Raw genomic sequence first — 19,187 nt, 5'->3', positions numbered from 1 at the left:
CAGTACGCGAGTGAGGACGCTACAAATATAGTCTACAGACGCTGTTTAAACTGGTAGTAGCGACCCTGTTTCGTCAACAGCTCTGCGTGACTACCTTGCTCAATAATGTGTCCGTTGTCCATCACAATTATCTGATCAAAACTCGCCAGTCCGCGCAGACGGTGTGTCACCATCAGCACGGTTTTACCGGCCATAACATTCGCAAGTAAATCAAGGATCTGGCTTTCAGTTGTCGCATCAAGCCCTTCTGTGGGCTCGTCGAGCAACATCAGCGGCGCATCATGCAGCAGCGCGCGCGCAATCGCCAGACGACGCAGTTCACCGCCAGACAGTTGACGACCGCCTTCACCCAGCCAGCTGTTCAGGCCATCGTCTTCAAGCAGCTTATGCAGCCCGACCTGCTCCAGCATGGCGCGAAGAGCATCATCAGAGGCGTCCGGCGCGGCCAGCAGCAGGTTATCACGCAGCGTGGCGCTAAAGAGGTGTACGCGCTGCGGAACCACGCTGACAGTTTTGTGCAGCGCCTGTTCGCTGAAGTCGGTCAGCGGTGTACCGTTAAACTGGATTTGACCCTGCTGCGGATCCCAGGCTCGCGTTAACAGCTGCAAAAGCGTGGATTTGCCGCAGCCGGTACGGCCGAGGATCGCAATCCGCTGACCCGCATCCACAGCGAGGCTGATGCCTTCCAGCGCATTCTGTGCCTGCTTGTCATAGGCGAAGGTGACGTTATTGAGCGTCAGGGCAACCTGCTCAGGCGTGGCCGTTTGCTCTGCGGTGAACTTCACCTCCGGATCCTGCTCCGCAATCTCTGTGATGCGCAGGGCAGAGGCGATCACCTGGCCGAGATGCTGGAACGCGCCTGTCACCGGTGCCAGGGCTTCAAAGGCCGCCAGAGCGCAGAAAACGAACAGGGCAATCAGGGGACCGGGCTGTGCGTTATTACCCACGCCGCCCGACGCCATCCACAGCATCGCAATGACCGCGATACCGCCGATTAACATCATAAGCGCCTGAGAGAACGCGGTAAGCTCAGACTGACGGCGCTGGGCTTCATGCCAGTTGAGCTCCGTGTTCTCCATACGCGCACGATAGCGCTCGCTGGCGCCAAATATCGTCAGTTCTGCCTGCCCCTGTAACCAGGCGGTGAGCTGCTGGCGGTACTCCCCGCGCAGACGCGTCAGGTTCTCTCCGGTGGATTTACCCGCGCGGTAAAACAGCGGCGGCAGGATAATGAGCGTCAAAAGCATGATCCCGCCCAGCGTCAGCGCAACAGAGACATCCAGCACCGACAGGCCCAGCGTGACCACCACAATCACCACAAACGCGCCGACTATCGGGGAAATCACGCGCAGGTAGAGGTGATCCAGGGTGTCGACATCCGCAACCACACGGTTGAGCAATTCCCCCTGACGAAAACGCGCCAGTCCGGCAGGGGAGAGGGGCAGCAATTTACTGAAGGTGTAGATACGCAGGTGTTGCAGCACGCGGAACGTCGCGTCATGGCTGACCAGTCGCTCGAAATACCGTCCTGCCGTGCGGGTAATGGCGGTGCCGCGTACGCCTGCCGCCGGAAGCATATAGTTGAAGCTGTACAGCCCGGCAACGCCCGCGACGGCAGAGGCGGACAAGAACCAGCCGGAAAGCGTGAGCAGGCCGATGCTGGCAAGCAGGGTCACGATCGCCAGCACGATGCCCAATGTCAGCATCCACTTGTGGCGTTTATAGAGCGCGAGATAGGGAAGCAGGGCACGCATCAGATGTCCTCCTGACGATTCGCCAGCAGGGCCGCGAAGGGGCCCTGCGCGGTAACGAGAGAGGCGTAATCGCCTTGCTCAACAATACGACCGTTTTCCATGACCCAGATCTGGTCCCAGTCGGCAATGCCTTCCAGCTGATGGGTAACCATCAGGGTGGTTTGCTGCAATGAGGCGGCGTTCAGGGCAGCCATCACGCGCTGCTCACTGTGTGCATCCAGGCTGGCTGCGGGCTCGTCCAGCAGCATCAACTGACATGGATTAAGCAGTGCGCGGGCGACCGCCACGCGCTGCGCCTGGCCCACGGACAACCCGGCAGACTGATCGCCGACAACGGTATCGACACCCTGAGGAAGCAGCGGCAGAAACTCGCTGACCCAGGCGCGGTCGAGAACAGATTGCAACTCATCTTCACGTGCATCCGGACGAGCCAGCAGGACATTTTCCCGTAGCGTCGGGGCAGGAAGCTGAGGGTTTTGCCCCACCCAACTGAGCTGTTTACGCCAGGCGTCCGGATCGAGATCGCGCAGTTCGGTTTTGTTGATTCGCAGTGAGCCGGTATAGGCCATAAAACCGGATAACGCATTGATCAGCGAGCTTTTTCCTGAACCGCTGGTACCCACCAGTACCGCACGTTGCCCGGCAGGCAGAGTGAAGTTCAGTGGGCCTGCCAGCACTTTCCCTTCAGGTGACAGGATAGAGAAATCACGGGCTTCAAGGGTTACCGCTTCTTTGGCGTTCAGCGTAACCTCTCCACGTTCCGGATGCGCGAGTGGCGTCTCCATAAACGTTTTCAGGCTGTCAGCCGCGCCAACCGCCTGCGCTTTGGCATGGTAAAAGGTACCAAGATCGCGAAGCGGCTGGAAAAATTCCGGAGCCAGGATCAGCGCCAGGAAACCGGCCGACAGGGTCACCGCGGTGCCGTAGTGGCCAAAATCCAGGGCGCCAAGATAGGAGAAGCCAAAATAGACCGCCACGAGGGCAATCGACAGAGAGGTAAAGAATTCCAGTACCCCTGATGACAGAAACGCCAGACGCAACACTTCCATCGTACGCTGACGGAAGTCCTGCGACGCCTGGCGAATATTTTCGGTTTCCGCTTCACCCCGGCCAAAAATGCGTAACGTTTCCATGCCGCGCAGACGGTCAAGGAAATGGCCGCTCAGGCGACCCAACGCAAGGAAGTTACGCCGGTTAGCATCGGCCGCTCCCATCCCGACCATCGCCATAAACAGCGGGATCAGCGGGGCGGTACCCAGCAGGATCAGCGCCGCCACCCAGTTGATTGGGAAAATGGTTATCACAATCAGTAGCGGAACGAACACGGCCAGCGCCATCTGTGGAAGATAGCGGGCATAGTAGTCATGCATATCATCAATCTGTTCAAGGATTAACGTTGCCCAGCTTCCGGCAGGTTTTCCCTGGATCCACGCGGGTCCGGCTTCCTGAAGACGGTCAAGCACCTGCCGGCGAATTTCGTAGCGAATATGCTGCCCCGCGTGAAACCCAACGCGTTCGCGCAGCCAGACGACCCAGGCACGCAGAATAAAAACCAGGATCAGGACAATGAAGGGCAACAGAAGCGCTTCACGCGGAATGTTCTCCATGATCATATGATTAAGAATGCGGGCCAGCAGCCATGCCTGGGCAACAATCAACAGACCACTGATCAGTCCCAGAAGACGGGAAATCATGAGCCAGCGGCGGGAAAGAACGCTCTGCTGTTTTAGCCAGCGTGTTAACTCTTGTTGACGGGTTTTTTCCATTGCGTGCTTTGCAGGTGATGTTATTAGAAAGTGGGCAGCGCAATGTTACAACGGGGAGACAATAAAGGCGACTTATCGCCGCCTTTATTTACGTTTGTTACTGACTTGTAAAGATTATTTACCTTGTTCAGCCAGACCATCAAGGTAGCGTTCAGCATCCAGCGCGGCCATACAACCGGTGCCTGCAGAGGTGATCGCCTGACGGTAAATGTGGTCCATTACGTCACCGGCAGCGAACACGCCCGGGATGCTGGTCTGGGTCGCGTTGCCGTGAATACCGGACTGTACTTTAATGTAGCCGTTTTCCAGTTCCAGTTGTCCCTCGAAGATCGCCGTGTTCGGGCTGTGGCCGATAGCCACAAACAGGCCCGCCACTTCCAGCGTTTCGACGTTATCGGTGTTCTGGGTATCACGAATACGCAGACCGGCAACGCCCATCTGATCGCCCGTCACTTCTTCCAGCGTACGGTTGGTGTGCAGCACAATGTTGCCGCTCGCCACTTTATCCATCAGACGTTTGATCAGGATTTTCTCGGCGCGGAAGGTGTCGCGACGGTGGATCAGGTGCACTTCAGAAGCGATGTTCGCCAGATAGAGCGCCTCTTCTACGGCAGTGTTGCCGCCGCCGATGACCGCGACTTTCTGGTTGCGATAGAAGAAACCGTCACAGGTTGCACAGGCAGAAACGCCGCGACCTTTGAACGCTTCTTCTGATGGCAGGCCAAGATAACGGGCAGAGGCACCCGTGGCGATGATCAGCGCGTCGCAGGTGTACTCACCGCTGTCGCCCGTCAGGCGGAACGGACGGTTCTGCAAATCGACCTTGTTAATGTGGTCGAACAGAATTTCGGTTTCGAATTTAGCCGCATGCTCGTGCATACGTTCCATCAGCAGCGGCCCGGTCAGGTCGTTAGGGTCGCCTGGCCAGTTTTCCACTTCTGTGGTGGTGGTCAGCTGACCGCCTTTTTCCATGCCGGTAATCAAAACCGGTTGCAGGTTAGCGCGTGCAGCATAGACCGCCGCGGTATATCCCGCAGGTCCAGAACCAAGAATTAGCAGCTTACTGTGTTTGGCCGTGCCCATGAGATCCCCATTGTTGTTGGCAGACAGTTGGCAGGATTGTAGGGAATTTGTTGCCGTAAAAAAAGAGCGCAGCAATGTTGATCTCAATCTGTACGATAGGTGATGACGATAAATTGAGCGCTATAACGTCACACTTTCTTCTTAAATTCGCTTGTTTATGAGGCAATAAAATGAGGATTAATACCCCACCGAAATGAATATCCGGCATGTTGTACTAAAAATCGATGTTTTGCTTTGACAATCCCCTGCGCTTTTGCGAAAACATTCAAGGAAGAAAAAAAAACCGCGTTAACCGTGTGCCGCATAGGCATGCACGTAAATGCCATTTTTACCGGGTCAATGAAATCTACGCATGGCGTGGACAGACGCCATACGTGATGTCGGTGACTGCTTTCGGGCAACGGTCTTCTTACCAACAGAACCCGAATCCGCATCGCGTCTAATAGATAACCAGGCGATGTGATGACTAACGGGTACAGGCTCTGAACAGTGATGTGCACAGGGTCCAGGCAGGAGTAGGGAAGGAATACAGAGAGACAATAATAATGGTAGATAGCAAGAAGCGCCCTGGCAAAGATCTCGACCGTATCGATCGTAACATTCTTAATGAATTGCAAAAGGATGGGCGTATTTCCAACGTCGAGCTTTCAAAACGTGTGGGACTTTCCCCGACGCCGTGCCTTGAGCGTGTGCGCCGACTGGAAAGACAGGGTTTTATTCAGGGCTATACGGCTCTGCTGAACCCGCATTATCTGGATGCCTCACTTCTGGTATTTGTTGAGATTACTCTGAATCGTGGTGCACCGGATGTGTTTGAGCAATTTAACGCCGCTGTACAAAAACTTGAAGAAATTCAAGAGTGTCATCTGGTTTCTGGCGATTTCGACTACTTGTTGAAAACCCGCGTACCAGATATGTCCGCCTACCGTAAGCTGCTGGGTGAAACCCTGCTGCGTCTGCCAGGCGTGAACGACACCCGTACCTATGTGGTGATGGAAGAGGTCAAACAGAGCAATCGTCTGGTTATTAAGACGCGCTAACACGGAACAGGTGCAAAATCAGCGTAGTTTGATTACACTCCTGTTAATCCATACAGCAACAGTGCCGGGGAGTCCCGGCGCTGTTGTCCGTTTTAGCAAACAGGCAGGATATGCCTGATACCTGGAGAGCCTTTCTTGAGCCAGGAATACACTGAAGACAAAGAAGTCACATTATCGAAGCTAAGCAGCGGACGTCGGCTCCTTGAGGCGTTGCTGATCGTTATTGCCCTTTTTGCCGTCTGGCTGATGGCAGCCTTACTCAGTTTCAACCCCTCAGATCCCAGCTGGTCACAAACTGCATGGCATGAGCCTATCCATAACTTAGGCGGCGTTCCCGGTGCCTGGCTTGCGGACACCCTGTTTTTCATTTTCGGTGTGATGGCCTATACCATTCCCGTCATTATTATTGGCGGATGCTGGTTTGCCTGGCGCCATCGTCAGAATGACGACTACATCGACTATTTCGCGGTTTCGCTGCGCCTGATTGGCGCGCTGGCGCTGATCCTCACCTCCTGCGGGCTGGCGGCCATCAACGCTGATGATATCTGGTATTTCGCCTCGGGCGGGGTGATTGGCAGTCTGTTGAGTTCTGCGCTGCAGCCTATGCTTCACAGCAGCGGCGGTACCCTGGCATTGCTGTGCATATGGGCGGCAGGATTAACGCTGTTCACCGGCTGGTCGTGGGTGAGCATTGCCGAGAAGATCGGCAGTTTTATCCTCACCATTCTGACCTTTGCCAGCAATCGCACCCGTCGTGATGATACCTGGGTCGATGAAGATGAGTATGAAGACGAGTACGAAGAGGAAGACGATGCGCCTGTACAGCGTCGTGAATCTCGTCGTGCACGCATATTGCGCGGAGCGCTTGCGCGTCGCCAGCGCGTCGCCGAGAAATTTGCCAACCCGCTGGGTCGTAAAACCGATGCGGCGCTCTTCTCCGGTAAACGTATGGACGAGGACGATCATGTTGAGTACCGTTCAGCCGGTGCCGCCGTCGATCCTGATGATGTGCTCTTCTCCGGAAGCCGTGCCACGCCGGGCGATTTTGACGAATACGACCCGCTGCTAAACGGTCACTCTGTTACCGCACCGGTTGCTGCCGCGGCAGCCGCGACCACGGCCGCGCAGGCTTATGCAGCACCGGCAGAAGCCGTGATGCCGTCTGCGCCGGTTCCCGCTCCCGAGTCCGTGATTCAACAGCCTCAGGTAGAGTGGCAAACGGCGCCGGGCGTTCATACGCCAGAGCCGGTTATCGCGCCAGAGCCAGAAAGCTATACACCGGTCCAGCAGGAACCGTGGCAGCAGCCTTATCAGCCTGAGCCCGTACATGAGCCTCAGGGGTATCCGCACTACGAGCAGCCCGTCGCGCAACCGTATCAGGAGTATGTGCCTGAGTCAGTTCAACCTGCCGAGCCGTACGTCGCGCCACAACCAGAACCTGAGGTGGTGGAAGAGGTGAAACCGTCTCGTCCGCCAATGTACTATTTCGAAGAGGTTGAAGAGCGCCGTGCCCGTGAGCGCGAGCAGCTGGCGGCATGGTATCAGCCGGTTCCCGAGCCGGTGCAGGAGCCTGTTGTGAGTACGCCGTCTGTTTCCGTACCGCCAGTTGATCCAACGCCGGTGGTTGCGCCGGTGGCAGAGAGCGTGAAGCAAGCCGCTACCGCCGCATCCGTTGCGGCACCGGTCTTTAGCCTGGCGGCAGGTGGAACGCCACGTCCTCAGGTAAAAGAGGGTATTGGCCCTCAGTTGCCGCGCCCTAACCGCGTGCGTGTGCCAACCCGCCGTGAGCTGGCCTCCTACGGCATTAAGCTGCCTTCTCAGCGTATGGCTGAGGAGAAAGCCCGTGAATCTGATTACGACGATGATGCTGACGAAATGCAGCAGGACGAACTGGCGCGTCAGTTCGCCGCGCAGCAGCACCAGCGCTATGGCGAGGAGTATCAGCACGATCATCCTGCTCAGGCGGACGACGATGATGCCGCAGAGGCAGAATTAGCACGCCAGTTTGCGGCCACTCAGCAGCAACGCTATTCGGGCGAGCAGCCTGCTGGCGCGAATCCGTTCTCGCTGTCGGATTTTGAATTCTCACCGATGAAAGATCTGGTGGATGAGGGTCCGAGCGAACCGCTGTTCACGCCGAGCGTTATGCCGGAAGCCGAGCCGGTGCGTCAGCAGCAGGCCCCTGCGCCACAGGCATACGCCCAGCCGCAGCAGCCTGCACCGCAACCTTATGCGCAGCCACAGCAGCTACAACAGCCGCAGTTCCAGCAGCCTCCGGCACAGCCGCAGGAAAGTCTCATTCATCCGCTGCTGATGCGTAACGGTGACAGTCGTCCGTTGCAACGCCCGAGCACGCCTCTGCCGTCGCTGGATCTGTTAACGCCACCGCCAGCAGAAGTTGAGCCGGTCGATACCTTCGCGCTGGAGCAGATGGCCCGTCTGGTAGAAGCGCGTCTGGCTGACTTCCGCATTAAAGCGGACGTGGTCAACTACTCTCCAGGCCCTGTCATTACCCGTTTCGAACTCAACCTGGCGCCAGGCGTTAAAGCTGCGCGTATTTCAAACCTGTCACGTGATCTGGCGCGTTCCCTGTCGACCGTTGCGGTACGTGTGGTTGAAGTTATTCCTGGTAAACCTTATGTCGGCCTTGAGCTGCCGAACAAAAAACGTCAGACCGTTTACCTGCGTGAAGTGCTGGATAACACCAAATTCCGTGATAACCCTTCACCACTCACCGTGGTACTGGGTAAAGATATCGCGGGTGAGCCGGTGGTTGCCGATCTGGCTAAAATGCCTCACCTGCTGGTGGCGGGTACGACCGGTTCCGGTAAATCGGTCGGTGTGAACGCCATGATCCTCAGCATGCTCTACAAAGCGCAGCCAGAAGATGTGCGTTTCATCATGATCGACCCGAAAATGCTGGAACTGTCGGTCTATGAGGGGATCCCGCATCTGCTGACGGAAGTCGTGACCGACATGAAAGACGCAGCCAACGCCCTGCGCTGGAGCGTCAACGAGATGGAGCGCCGTTACAAGCTGATGTCGGCTCTGGGTGTGCGTAACCTTGCCGGTTATAACGAGAAAATCGCCGAGGCGGCACGGATGGGGCGCCCGATTCCGGATCCGTACTGGAAACCGGGAGATAGCATGGATGCCCAGCATCCGGTGCTGGAAAAACTGCCTTACATCGTCGTGCTGGTGGATGAGTTCGCCGACCTGATGATGACCGTCGGTAAGAAAGTGGAAGAGTTGATTGCCCGTCTGGCGCAGAAAGCGCGTGCGGCCGGTATTCACCTTGTACTGGCGACCCAGCGTCCTTCCGTGGACGTCATTACGGGTCTGATCAAAGCCAACATTCCAACCCGAATCGCCTTTACCGTCTCGAGTAAAATTGACTCGCGTACCATCCTTGATCAGGGCGGTGCAGAATCGCTGCTGGGGATGGGGGACATGCTGTACTCTGGCCCGAACTCCACCTCTCCGGTGCGCGTTCACGGCGCATTTGTTCGCGACCAGGAAGTGCATGCCGTGGTGCAGGACTGGAAAGCGCGCGGTCGTCCACAATACGTTGACGGCATTACCTCCGACAGCGAAAGCGAAGCCGGCGGCGGTGGCTTTGACGGCGGCGAAGAGCTGGATCCGTTATTCGACCAGGCGGTTAATTTTGTTACCGAAAAACGCAAAGCGTCTATCTCCGGCGTTCAGCGTCAGTTCCGTATTGGCTACAACCGCGCGGCGCGCATCATCGAGCAGATGGAAGCCCAGGGCATTGTCAGCGAGCAGGGGCATAATGGTAACCGTGAGGTGCTGGCTCCGCCGCCGTTTGATTGATCTTCAGCGTGTGCAAAGAAGGGTAAATCAGCCAAATTTAAGCATTTTCTTCTGTCACCTGCCTGCGGGCAGGTCCAGAATAGAAAACGGAAACCCCATTTCGGGATGACGTATTTTAAGGATTAACAATGAAAAAAATCGCAATCGCCTGTGCATTACTCACCAGTTTTGTCGCCAGCAGCGTCTGGGCTGATGCGGCCAGCGACCTTAAAAGCCGCCTGGATAAAGTGAGCAGCTTCCACGCCAGCTTCACGCAAAAAGTGACTGACGGCAGCGGTAATGCGGTGCAGGAAGGTCAGGGCGATCTGTGGGTAAAACGCCCAAATCTTTTCAACTGGCATATGACTCAGCCGGATGAGAGCATCCTGGTGTCTGACGGTAAAACCCTGTGGTTCTTCAACCCGTTTGTTGAGCAGGCAACCGCCACCTGGCTGAAAGATGCGACCAGCAATACGCCTTTTATGCTGATTGCCCGCAACCAGGCCAGCGACTGGCAGCAATATAATATTAAGCAGAACGGTGATGAGTTTGTCCTGACGCCGAAAGGCAGTAACGGCAACCTGAAGCAGTTCACTATTAATGTGAGCTCCAACGGTACCATCAATCAGTTCGGCGCTGTTGAGCAGGACGATCAGTGCAGCAGCTATCAGCTCAAATCCCAGCAAAATGGCGCTGTCGATGCATCAAAATTCACCTTTACCCCGCCGCAGGGCGTAACGGTGGACGACCAACGTAAGTAAGAGGCATGAGTGGGCAACCTGTCGCTCGATTTTTCGGATAATGCGTTTCAACCTCTGGCCGCGCGTATGCGGCCAGAAAATTTAGCTCAGTATATTGGCCAGCAGCACCTGCTGGCTGCGGGGAAGCCGTTGCCGCGAGCCATAGAGGCCGGGCATCTGCACTCGATGATCCTCTGGGGACCACCCGGTACCGGTAAAACCACGCTTGCTGAAGTGATTGCCCGCTACGCTAACGCGGACGTTGAGCGCATCTCGGCCGTCACATCCGGTGTGAAGGAGATCCGTGAGGCGATCGAGCGCGCGCGGCAGAACCGTAACGCCGGTCGACGAACCATCCTCTTTGTGGACGAAGTCCACCGCTTTAATAAAAGTCAGCAGGATGCGTTCCTGCCGCACATCGAAGACGGCACCATCTTCTTCATCGGTGCCACCACCGAAAACCCGTCGTTTGAACTCAACTCGGCACTGCTTTCCCGGGCGCGCGTCTACCTGCTCAAATCGCTGACCACCGAGGATATTGAAAAAGTCCTCATTCAGGCGATGGAGGATAAAGCGCGCGGCTATGGCGGGCAGGATATTATCCTGCCAGACGACACGCGTCGGGCCATTGCTGAGCTGGTCAACGGCGATGCGCGGCGGGCGCTGAATACCCTGGAAATGATGGCCGATATGGCCGAAGTCGACGACGCCGGCAAACGGGTGTTAAAACCGGAACTGTTGACCGAAATTGCCGGTGAGCGTAGCGCGCGTTTTGATAACAAAGGCGATCGCTTTTACGATCTGATTTCGGCGCTGCATAAGTCTGTACGTGGCAGCGCGCCGGATGCCGCGCTTTACTGGTACGCACGCATTATCACTGCCGGTGGCGATCCGTTGTACGTGGCGCGTCGCTGTCTGGCGATTGCCTCAGAAGATGTTGGCAATGCCGATCCGCGCGCCATGCAGGTGGCGCTTTCGGCCTGGGACTGCTTTACCCGCGTCGGGCCAGCAGAAGGTGAGCGTGCCATTGCTCAGGCGATTGTCTATCTGGCCTGCGCGCCGAAAAGCAATGCCGTCTATACCGCGTTCAAAGCGGCCATGTCGGATGCACGTGAACGACCGGACTACGATGTGCCGGTGCATCTGCGTAATGCACCAACGAAGCTGATGAAAGAGATGGGGTACGGGCAGGAGTATCGTTACGCCCACGATGAACCCAATGCATACGCGGCCGGGGAGGAGTATTTCCCGCAGGAAATGGCACAAACCCGCTATTATCACCCCACAAACAGAGGTCTTGAAGGCAAGATTGGCGAAAAGCTCGCCTGGCTCGCCGGACAGGATCAAAATAGCCCTATAAAACGCTACCGTTAGTTCAGTCGTTGCGGTAATGTTGGCATTGTATCCCTGTGGCCGCAGGCTGTGGCCACATTTTCCTATTTTAATTCGATAAGCACAGGATAAGCATGCTCGATCCCAATCTGCTGCGTAATGAGCCAGACGCAGTCGCTGAAAAACTGGCACGCCGGGGCTTTAAGCTGGATGTAGATAAGCTGCGCGCTCTTGAAGAGCGTCGTAAAGTTCTGCAGGTACAAACTGAAAATCTGCAGGCAGAGCGTAACTCTCGATCGAAGTCCATCGGCCAGGCGAAAGCGCGCGGGGAAGACATTGAGCCATTACGCCTGGAAGTGAACAAACTGGGTGAAGAGCTGGACCAGGCGAAAGCTGAGCTGGATGTTCTTCAGGCCGAAATTCGTGATATCGCCCTGGCTATCCCGAACATTCCTGACGACAGCGTTCCTGTCGGTAAAGACGAAAATGACAACGTTGAAGTGAAGCGCTGGGGGACACCTCGCAAATTCGACTTCGAGGTTCGCGATCACGTTACTCTGGGCGAAATGCACGCGGGCCTGGACTTTGCGGCAGCCGTGAAGCTGACTGGTTCTCGCTTCGTGGTGATGAAAGGTCAGATTGCCCATCTGCACCGTGCGCTGGCACAGTTCATGCTGGATCTGCACACTGAGCAGCACGGTTACAGCGAAACCTACGTTCCGTATCTGGTTAACCACGATACCCTGTACGGTACCGGACAACTGCCGAAATTTGCCGGCGATCTGTTCCACACCCGTCCGCTGGATGAGGAAGCCGACAGCAGCAACTACGCGCTGATCCCAACCGCGGAAGTGCCGCTGACCAACCTCGTGCGTGATGAGATCATCGACGAAGACGACCTGCCAATCAAACTGACGGCGCACTCTCCGTGCTTCCGCTCTGAAGCGGGTTCTTACGGCCGTGACACGCGTGGTCTGATCCGTATGCACCAGTTCGATAAAGTTGAGATGGTACAGATCGTTCGTCCGGAAGAGTCCATGGACGCGCTGGAAGAGATGACCGGCCACGCGGAGAAAGTGTTGGAGCTGCTCGGCCTGCCGTACCGTCGTATGGCGCTGTGCACCGGTGATATGGGCTTTGGCGCCTGCAAAACCTTCGATCTGGAAGTGTGGGTACCTGCGCAGAACACCTACCGTGAAATCTCCTCCTGCTCTAACGTCTGGGATTTCCAGGCGCGTCGTATGCAGGCACGCTGCCGCAGCAAGTCTGACAAGAAAACCCGTCTGGTGCATACCCTGAACGGCTCTGGTCTGGCTGTCGGTCGTACGTTGGTTGCCGTGCTGGAAAACTACCAGCAGGCGGACGGACGTATTGAGATCCCTGAAGTGCTGCGCCCGTACATGAAAGGCCAGCAGTACATCGGCTAATTCTTTGCCTTACAACAAAAAAGCGCCTTTTGGCGCTTTTTTTATACCCTGGGTTTGATAAGACGCAATACCCCCTCCCTCTAAAGTAGTAATACTCCTCCGAATGAAAGCCAGCATAAAACACGCATAACGCATTTGCTCGTTATCTATAAAACGATATCGCGGTTAATTCCGCCCCTTTTTCTTTGTGAGCAACCAAAGTGAGTCTTTATGAAAATCAAAGCGCCTGAAGCGTTAATGGCTGCCGAGGTCACTCGCCGTGGGTTGATGAAAACCACGGCAATTGGCGGTCTCGCCGTTGCCAGCAGTGCCTTCACTCTCCCTTTTACCCGACTGGCGTCGGCGGCGGATGCATTGTCCCCGGCTACAGCCCCGGAAAATGTGGTGTGGAGTGCCTGTACCGTAAACTGTGGTAGCCGTTGTCCATTACGGATGCATGTGGTGGATGGCGAAATTAAATACGTCGAAACCGACAACACCGGTGACGATAACTACGACGGGCTGCATCAGGTTCGCGCCTGTCTGCGTGGCCGCTCAATGCGCCGCCGGGTTTATAACCCAGACCGTCTGAAGTACCCGATGAAACGCGTCGGTAAGCGCGGGGAAGGGAAGTTCGAGCGCATCAGCTGGGATGAAGCCTACGAGATCATCGCCAGCAATATGCAGCGTCTGATAAAAGAGTACGGCAACGAATCCATCTACCTGAACTATGGCACCGGAACGCTCGGGGGAACGCTGACCCGCTCATGGCCACCAGGCAAAACGCTGGTGGCGCGTCTGATGAACTGCTGCGGCGGTTATCTCAATCACTACGGCGATTACTCTTCTGCGCAGATTGCTGCAGGCCTGAACTACACCTACGGTGGCTGGGCAGACGGTAACAGTCCCTCCGATATCGAAAACAGTAAACTGGTGGTGCTTTTCGGAAACAACCCCGGTGAAACGCGCATGAGCGGCGGTGGGGTAACCTATTACCTCGAGCAGGCTCGTGCCAAATCTAACGCCCGTATGATCATTATCGATCCGCGTTATACCGATACAGGCGCAGGCCAGGAAGATGAGTGGATCCCTATTCGTCCGGGTACCGATGCGGCACTGGTCAGCGCGCTGGCGTGGGTCATGATTACCGAGAACCTTGTCGATCAGCCGTTCCTCGATAAATACTGCGTCGGTTATGACGAGAAAACCCTGCCCGCCAGTGCACCTGCCAATGGGCATTACAAGGCGTATATTCTGGGCCAGGGCAGTGACGGCGTGGCGAAGACCCCGGAGTGGGCATCCACCATCACCGGGATACCGGCGGAACGTATTGTCCAGCTGGCGCGTGAAATCGGTTCAGCGAAACCGGCCTATATCAGCCAGGGCTGGGGGCCGCAGCGCCACGCGAATGGCGAAATCGCCACCCGTGCTATTTCCATGCTCTCCATTCTGACCGGTAACGTGGGTATTCACGGTGGGAATACCGGCGCGCGTGAAGGTTCGTATTCGCTGCCGTTTGAACGGATGCCAACCCTGGAAAACCCGGTTCAGACCAGCATCTCCATGTTTATGTGGACCGACGCCATTGAGCGTGGCCCGGAGATGACCGCCCTGCGCGATGGCGTACGGGGTAAAGACAAGCTGGATGTGCCGATCAAGATGATCTGGAACTACGCCGGTAACTGTCTTATTAACCAGCACTCAGAAATCAACCGCACCCATGAAATCCTGCAGGATGACAAGAAGTGCGAGATGATTGTGGTGATCGACTGCCACATGACCTCATCGGCGAAATATGCGGATATTCTGCTGCCGGATTGCACCGCCTCTGAGCAGATGGATTTCGCGCTGGATGCCTCCTGCGGCAACATGTCTTACGTGATCTTTACCGACCAGGCCATCAAACCGCGTTTCGAGTGCAAAACTATCTATGAGATGACCTCTGAGCTGGCGAAACGTCTTGGCGTCGAACAACAGTTCACCGAGGGCCGTACTCAGGAAGAGTGGATGCGTCATTTGCATGAACTTTCCCGTAAAGCGATCCCTGACCTGCCGGACTTCGATACCTTCCGCAAGCAGGGCATCTATAAACAGCGCGATCCGCAAGGGCATCACGTGGCGTACAAAGCCTTCCGAGACGATCCGCAGGCGAATCCGCTGACCACGCCATCGGGCAAAATCGAGATTTACTCCGAAGCGCTGGCGAACATTGCCGCGACCTGGGAATTGCCGGAAGGGGATGTTATCGATCCACTGCCGATCTACACGCCAGGGTTTGAAAACTATAACGATCCGCTGACCGCGAAATTCCCGCTACAACTGACCGGTTTCCACTATAAAGCGCGTGTTCACTCCACCTACGGCAACGTTGATGTGCTGAAAGCCGCCTGCCGCCAGGAGATGTGGATAAACCCGATGGATGCGAAAGCGCGCGGCATCAGCAATGGCGATCGCGTGCGTATCTTTAACGGTCGTGGCGAGGTGCATATTGAAGCCAAAGTGACGCCGCGCATGATGCCTGGCGTTGTCGCGCTGGGAGAGGGCGCCTGGTACAGCCCGGATGCAAACCGCATCGACCAGGCGGGCAGTATTAACGTACTGACCACGCAGCGCCCGTCGCCACTGGCGAAAGGCAACCCGTCCCACACAAACCTTGTTCAGGTTGAGAAGGTGTAAGGAGTAACCGATGACAACCCAGTATGGATTTTTTATTGATTCCAGCCGTTGTACCGGGTGCAAAACCTGCGAGCTGGCCTGCAAGGATTACAAAGACCTGACCCCGGACGTCAGCTTCCGCCGGATCTACGAATACGCGGGCGGCGACTGGCAGGAGGATAACGGCGTCTGGCATCAGAACGTCTTTGCCTATTACCTGTCGATTGCCTGTAACCATTGTGAAGACCCGGCCTGCACCAAAGTGTGTCCGAGCGGGGCGATGCACAAGCGTGACGACGGGTTTGTGGTGGTGGATGAGGATGTCTGCATTGGCTGCCGCTACTGCCATATGGCCTGTCCGTACGGTGCGCCGCAGTACAACGCCGCGAAAGGCCACATGACCAAGTGCGACGGCTGCCACGACCGCGTCGCCGACGGCAAAAAGCCGATTTGCGTGGAGTCCTGTCCGCTGCGGGCGCTGGACTTCGGTCCGATTGACGAGCTGCGTAAAAAACACGGCCAGCTTGCGGCCGTCGCGCCGCTGCCGTCCGCGCACTTCACGAAGCCGAGCATTGTGATTAAACCTAACGCCAACAGCCGCCCGACGGGAGATACCACCGGCTATCTGGCAAACCCGAAGGAGGTGTGAGATGGGAAGTGGATGGCATGAATGGCCGCTGATGATCTTCACGGTCTTTGGGCAGTGTGTGGTGGGCGGCTTTATTGTGCTCGCTCTGGCGTTAATGAAAGGCGATCTGAAGGCTGAACAGCAGCAGCGTGTGGTGCTGAGTATGTTTGGACTGTGGGTGCTGATGGGGATCGGTTTTATTGCCTCTACGCTGCACCTCGGCTCGCCAATGCGCGCATTCAACTCGCTCAATCGCGTGGGGGCGTCTTCGCTCAGTAACGAAATTGCCAGCGGGGCGATCTTCTTTGCTGTCGGCGGGCTAGGTTGGCTGCTGACAGCCCTGAAAAAGCTTCCTGCGGGGCTGCGCAACGTGTGGCTGGTGGTCACGATGGTGCTGGGTGTGGTCTTCGTGTGGATGATGGTGCGGGTTTACAACACTATTGATACCGTTCCCACCTGGTATAGCGTCTGGACGCCACTGAGTTTCTTCCTGACGATGTTTATCGGTGGGCCGCTGCTGGGCTACCTGCTGCTGCGCGTGGCGGGTGTGGACGGCTGGGCGATGCGCCTTCTGCCAGCCGTTTCGCTGCTGGCGCTGGTAGTCAGCGCAATGGTTGCCCTGATGCAGGGCGCTGAGCTGGCAACCATTCACAGCTCCATTCAGCAGGCCTCAGCCCTGGTGCCAGATTACGGTTCTCTGATGGCCTGGCGTGTCGTCCTGCTGGTAGCGGCGTTGGTATTCTGGATTGCTCCTCAGCTTAAAGGTTATCAGCCTGCGCTACCGCTGTTGTCGCTGGCCTTTGTGCTGGTGCTGGCAGGGGAGTTGATTGGGCGCGGTGTGTTTTACGGTCTGCATATGACCGTTGGTATGGCTATCGCCAGCTGATTTTATTTTTTGTTATAAAAAGCCGGGACATAGCGCCCGGCTTTTCTTTTTTCATTCATGAAATTTTTCGACTGATGTTTCGTAATAAAAATTCCCTGAAATAAATAAAAACAAATAGATAATTAATATCTGTAGCAGGCTTTGCATTAGCAGGATGAGTTTTTTAAATCGACATGGCACATATCGTGCGTGACGCCTGAATCGGTGGATTGACTTTGTTTTTGCCAGTGGCATGATGCGCACGAAATCTGAACTTCCTCACGGTTTTTAATCCATGACCACCTATACCCGGCCAGTGCTTCTGTTGCTCTGTGGCCTCCTTCTGCTGACCCTGGCGATCGCAGTGTTAAATACGCTCGTCCCGCTATGGCTCGCCCATGAAAACTTACCGACCTGGCAGGTGGGTATGGTCAGCTCGTCCTTTTTCACGGGGAACCTGCTGGGCACCCTGATGACGGGAAGTCTGATTAAGCGCGTTGGCTTTAACCGCAGCTATTATCTGGCCTCGCTGATTTTCGCTGCCGGATGTGCCGGGCTGGGCCTGATGGTCGGCTTCTGGAGCTGGATGGCATGGCGCTTTATTGCTGGCGTAGGCTGCGCGATGATTTGGGTTGTGGTCGAAAGTGCGTTGATGTGCAGCGGTACCTCACGCAACCGGGGACGTCTGCTGGCAGCGTATATGATGGTCTATTACGTCGGAACCGTGCTTGGGCAATTGATGGTCAGCAAACTGCCGACCGACCTGATGAGCGTTCTGCCGTGGGTCACGGGCATGGTGCTGGCGGCGATCCTGCCGCTGCTCTTTACACGCATTGTGAATCAGAACAGTGAACATCAGGAAGCGACCCACGTCTGGCCGATGCTGAGACTGCGTCAGGCGCGTTTGGGCGTGAACGGCTGCATCATCTCCGGGATTGTACTGGGTTCACTTTATGGCTTGATGCCGCTCTATCTGAACCACCAGGGCGTCAGTGATTCCGGGATCGGCTTCTGGATGGCGGTAATGGTCAGCGCGGGCATCGTCGGACAGTGGCCGATTGGCCGTCTGGCAGACCGTTTTGGGCGCCTGCTGGTGTTGCGCGTCCAGGTCTTCGTGGTGATTATGGGCTGCCTTGCCATGCTCAGTAATGCCGCGATGGCGCCTGCGCTGTTTATTCTGGGGGCGGCAGGTTTCACTCTTTATCCGGTCGCGATGGCGTGGGCCTGTGAAAAAGTTGAACATCACCAGCTGGTGGCGATGAACCAGGCGTTGCTTTTAAGCTATACCATTGGCAGTTTGCTGGGGCCGACATTTACCGCGATGCTGATGCAGAATTATTCCGACAATTTGTTGTTTATCATGATTGCCAGCGTGTCGTTTATTTATCTTTTAATGTTACTGCGAAAAGCGGGCGAACATCCCACGCCAGTGGCACATGCCTGATGAATTAAAAGCCAGTCATTGACTGGCTTTTTTATCCCCATCACATATAGGAATTTTACGCATTGTTTGTTTATCGCGCCAGGCGATAATTCAGGTGAGTTCTAACACTAAAAGGCAGCAATCATGGCTACACGTCGTTTAACCACTACCGCACTGGCAGTAGTGTTGTCTTTAACGTTTGCTACAGCACCGGTCATGGCTAACCCTGGAAACGGGAATGGCGGTGGTGGTCACGGTAACAGTGGCGGACAAGGTAATGGCGGTAATCACGGCAACGGGAATTCCGGCAATCATGGCAACGGTAAGTCCGATACCCATGGCAATAAAAAAAGTGGTCAGGATAACCCGGGTAAATCGAATAAAAGCGTCAGTGATGATGTTGATGCTCGCGTGAGCTTCGATCATGCTCGTCATCTGGCATTGAACTATGGATTAACGGGGTATGAATCCCTGCCGCCGGGCATTGCTAAAAACCTCGCGCGCGGTAAACCACTGCCTCCAGGTATTGCGAAGAAAACCGTGCCAGCCGACATGTTGGGCCAGCTTCCTTCCTATCCTGGCTATGAATGGCGTGTGGTCGGTGACGATCTGGTTCTGGTCGCGCTGAGTACTGCGATTGTGACTTCCGTAATTAACGGCGTCTTTAAATAAATACAAAGAGGCC

13 protein-coding genes are annotated in these 19,187 nt (G+C 56.0%); 10 read left to right on the top strand and 3 right to left on the bottom strand.

The annotated features are described in order from the left end of the window. Positions 1-32: 32 nt before the first annotated feature. The 3 genes from cydC to trxB form a co-directional block, all read right to left on the bottom strand. Positions 33-1,754 carry a cysteine/glutathione ABC transporter ATP-binding protein/permease CydC gene (gene cydC, locus NQ842_RS16580; protein WP_257256082.1) on the bottom strand — a complete coding sequence of 574 codons (1,722 nt, stop codon included), beginning with the start codon at positions 1,752-1,754 and terminating at the stop codon, positions 33-35. Further along, positions 1,754-3,520: a cysteine/glutathione ABC transporter permease/ATP-binding protein CydD gene (gene cydD / locus NQ842_RS16575; RefSeq protein WP_153908166.1), complete on the bottom strand. Its 1,767-nt coding sequence runs from the start codon at positions 3,518-3,520 to the stop codon at positions 1,754-1,756. The genes cydC and cydD overlap by 1 nt, the downstream gene beginning before the upstream one ends. 114 nt (positions 3,521-3,634) lie before the next feature. Then, positions 3,635-4,603 carry a thioredoxin-disulfide reductase gene (gene trxB / locus NQ842_RS16570; protein WP_013097321.1) on the bottom strand — a complete coding sequence of 323 codons (969 nt, stop codon included), beginning with the start codon at positions 4,601-4,603 and terminating at the stop codon, positions 3,635-3,637. 545 nt (positions 4,604-5,148) lie between these two features. On the opposite strand from trxB, the gene lrp reads away from it, so the two are divergent. The 10 genes from lrp (at position 5,149) to NQ842_RS16520 (ending at position 19,174) form a co-directional block, all read left to right on the top strand. Next, a complete protein-coding gene (lrp, locus tag NQ842_RS16565; protein WP_000228469.1) occupies positions 5,149-5,643 on the top strand; it encodes a leucine-responsive transcriptional regulator Lrp in 495 nt (164 codons plus the stop codon). 135 nt (positions 5,644-5,778) lie between these two features. Continuing rightward, positions 5,779-9,474, top strand: coding sequence for a DNA translocase FtsK (locus NQ842_RS16560; RefSeq protein ID WP_257256081.1), 3,696 nt, complete (start codon positions 5,779-5,781; stop codon positions 9,472-9,474). A gap of 128 nt (positions 9,475-9,602) precedes the next feature. Next, entirely contained in the window at positions 9,603-10,214 is a 612-nt protein-coding gene (gene lolA / locus NQ842_RS16555; protein ID WP_257256080.1) for an outer membrane lipoprotein chaperone LolA, read from the top strand. A 9-nt stretch (positions 10,215-10,223) separates the two neighbouring features. Then, positions 10,224-11,567 carry a replication-associated recombination protein RarA gene (rarA, locus tag NQ842_RS16550; RefSeq protein ID WP_046888146.1) on the top strand — a complete coding sequence of 448 codons (1,344 nt, stop codon included), beginning with the start codon at positions 10,224-10,226 and terminating at the stop codon, positions 11,565-11,567. 92 nt (positions 11,568-11,659) lie between these two features. Beyond that, complete coding sequence (gene serS, locus NQ842_RS16545; RefSeq protein ID WP_126794943.1) at positions 11,660-12,952, top strand: serine--tRNA ligase; 1,293 nt, start codon at positions 11,660-11,662, stop codon at positions 12,950-12,952. A gap of 210 nt (positions 12,953-13,162) precedes the next feature. Next, positions 13,163-15,607, top strand: coding sequence for a dimethylsulfoxide reductase subunit A (gene dmsA / locus NQ842_RS16540; protein ID WP_257256079.1), 2,445 nt, complete (start codon positions 13,163-13,165; stop codon positions 15,605-15,607). Positions 15,608-15,617: 10 nt separating this feature from the next. Continuing rightward, on the top strand, positions 15,618-16,235 hold the full coding sequence (gene dmsB / locus NQ842_RS16535) for a dimethylsulfoxide reductase iron-sulfur subunit DmsB (RefSeq protein WP_046888148.1): 618 nt from the start codon (positions 15,618-15,620) through the stop codon (positions 16,233-16,235). A gap of 1 nt (position 16,236) precedes the next feature. Then, positions 16,237-17,100 carry a dimethyl sulfoxide reductase anchor subunit family protein gene (locus NQ842_RS16530; RefSeq protein WP_050859803.1) on the top strand — a complete coding sequence of 288 codons (864 nt, stop codon included), beginning with the start codon at positions 16,237-16,239 and terminating at the stop codon, positions 17,098-17,100. A gap of 274 nt (positions 17,101-17,374) precedes the next feature. After that, positions 17,375-18,523, top strand: a complete 1,149-nt coding sequence (locus tag NQ842_RS16525) for an MFS transporter (RefSeq protein WP_047362275.1) — start codon at positions 17,375-17,377, stop codon at positions 18,521-18,523. Between the two features lie 123 nt (positions 18,524-18,646). Further along, complete coding sequence (locus tag NQ842_RS16520; RefSeq protein WP_046888151.1) at positions 18,647-19,174, top strand: anti-virulence regulator CigR family protein; 528 nt, start codon at positions 18,647-18,649, stop codon at positions 19,172-19,174. The last annotated feature ends 13 nt before the right edge of the window (positions 19,175-19,187 follow it).

Source organism: Enterobacter cloacae complex sp. R_G8 (genome assembly GCF_024599795.1).
GTDB classification, from domain to species: Bacteria; Pseudomonadota; Gammaproteobacteria; order Enterobacterales; family Enterobacteriaceae; genus Enterobacter; species Enterobacter dissolvens.
This window is presented reverse-complemented; position numbering and strand designations above follow the sequence as displayed.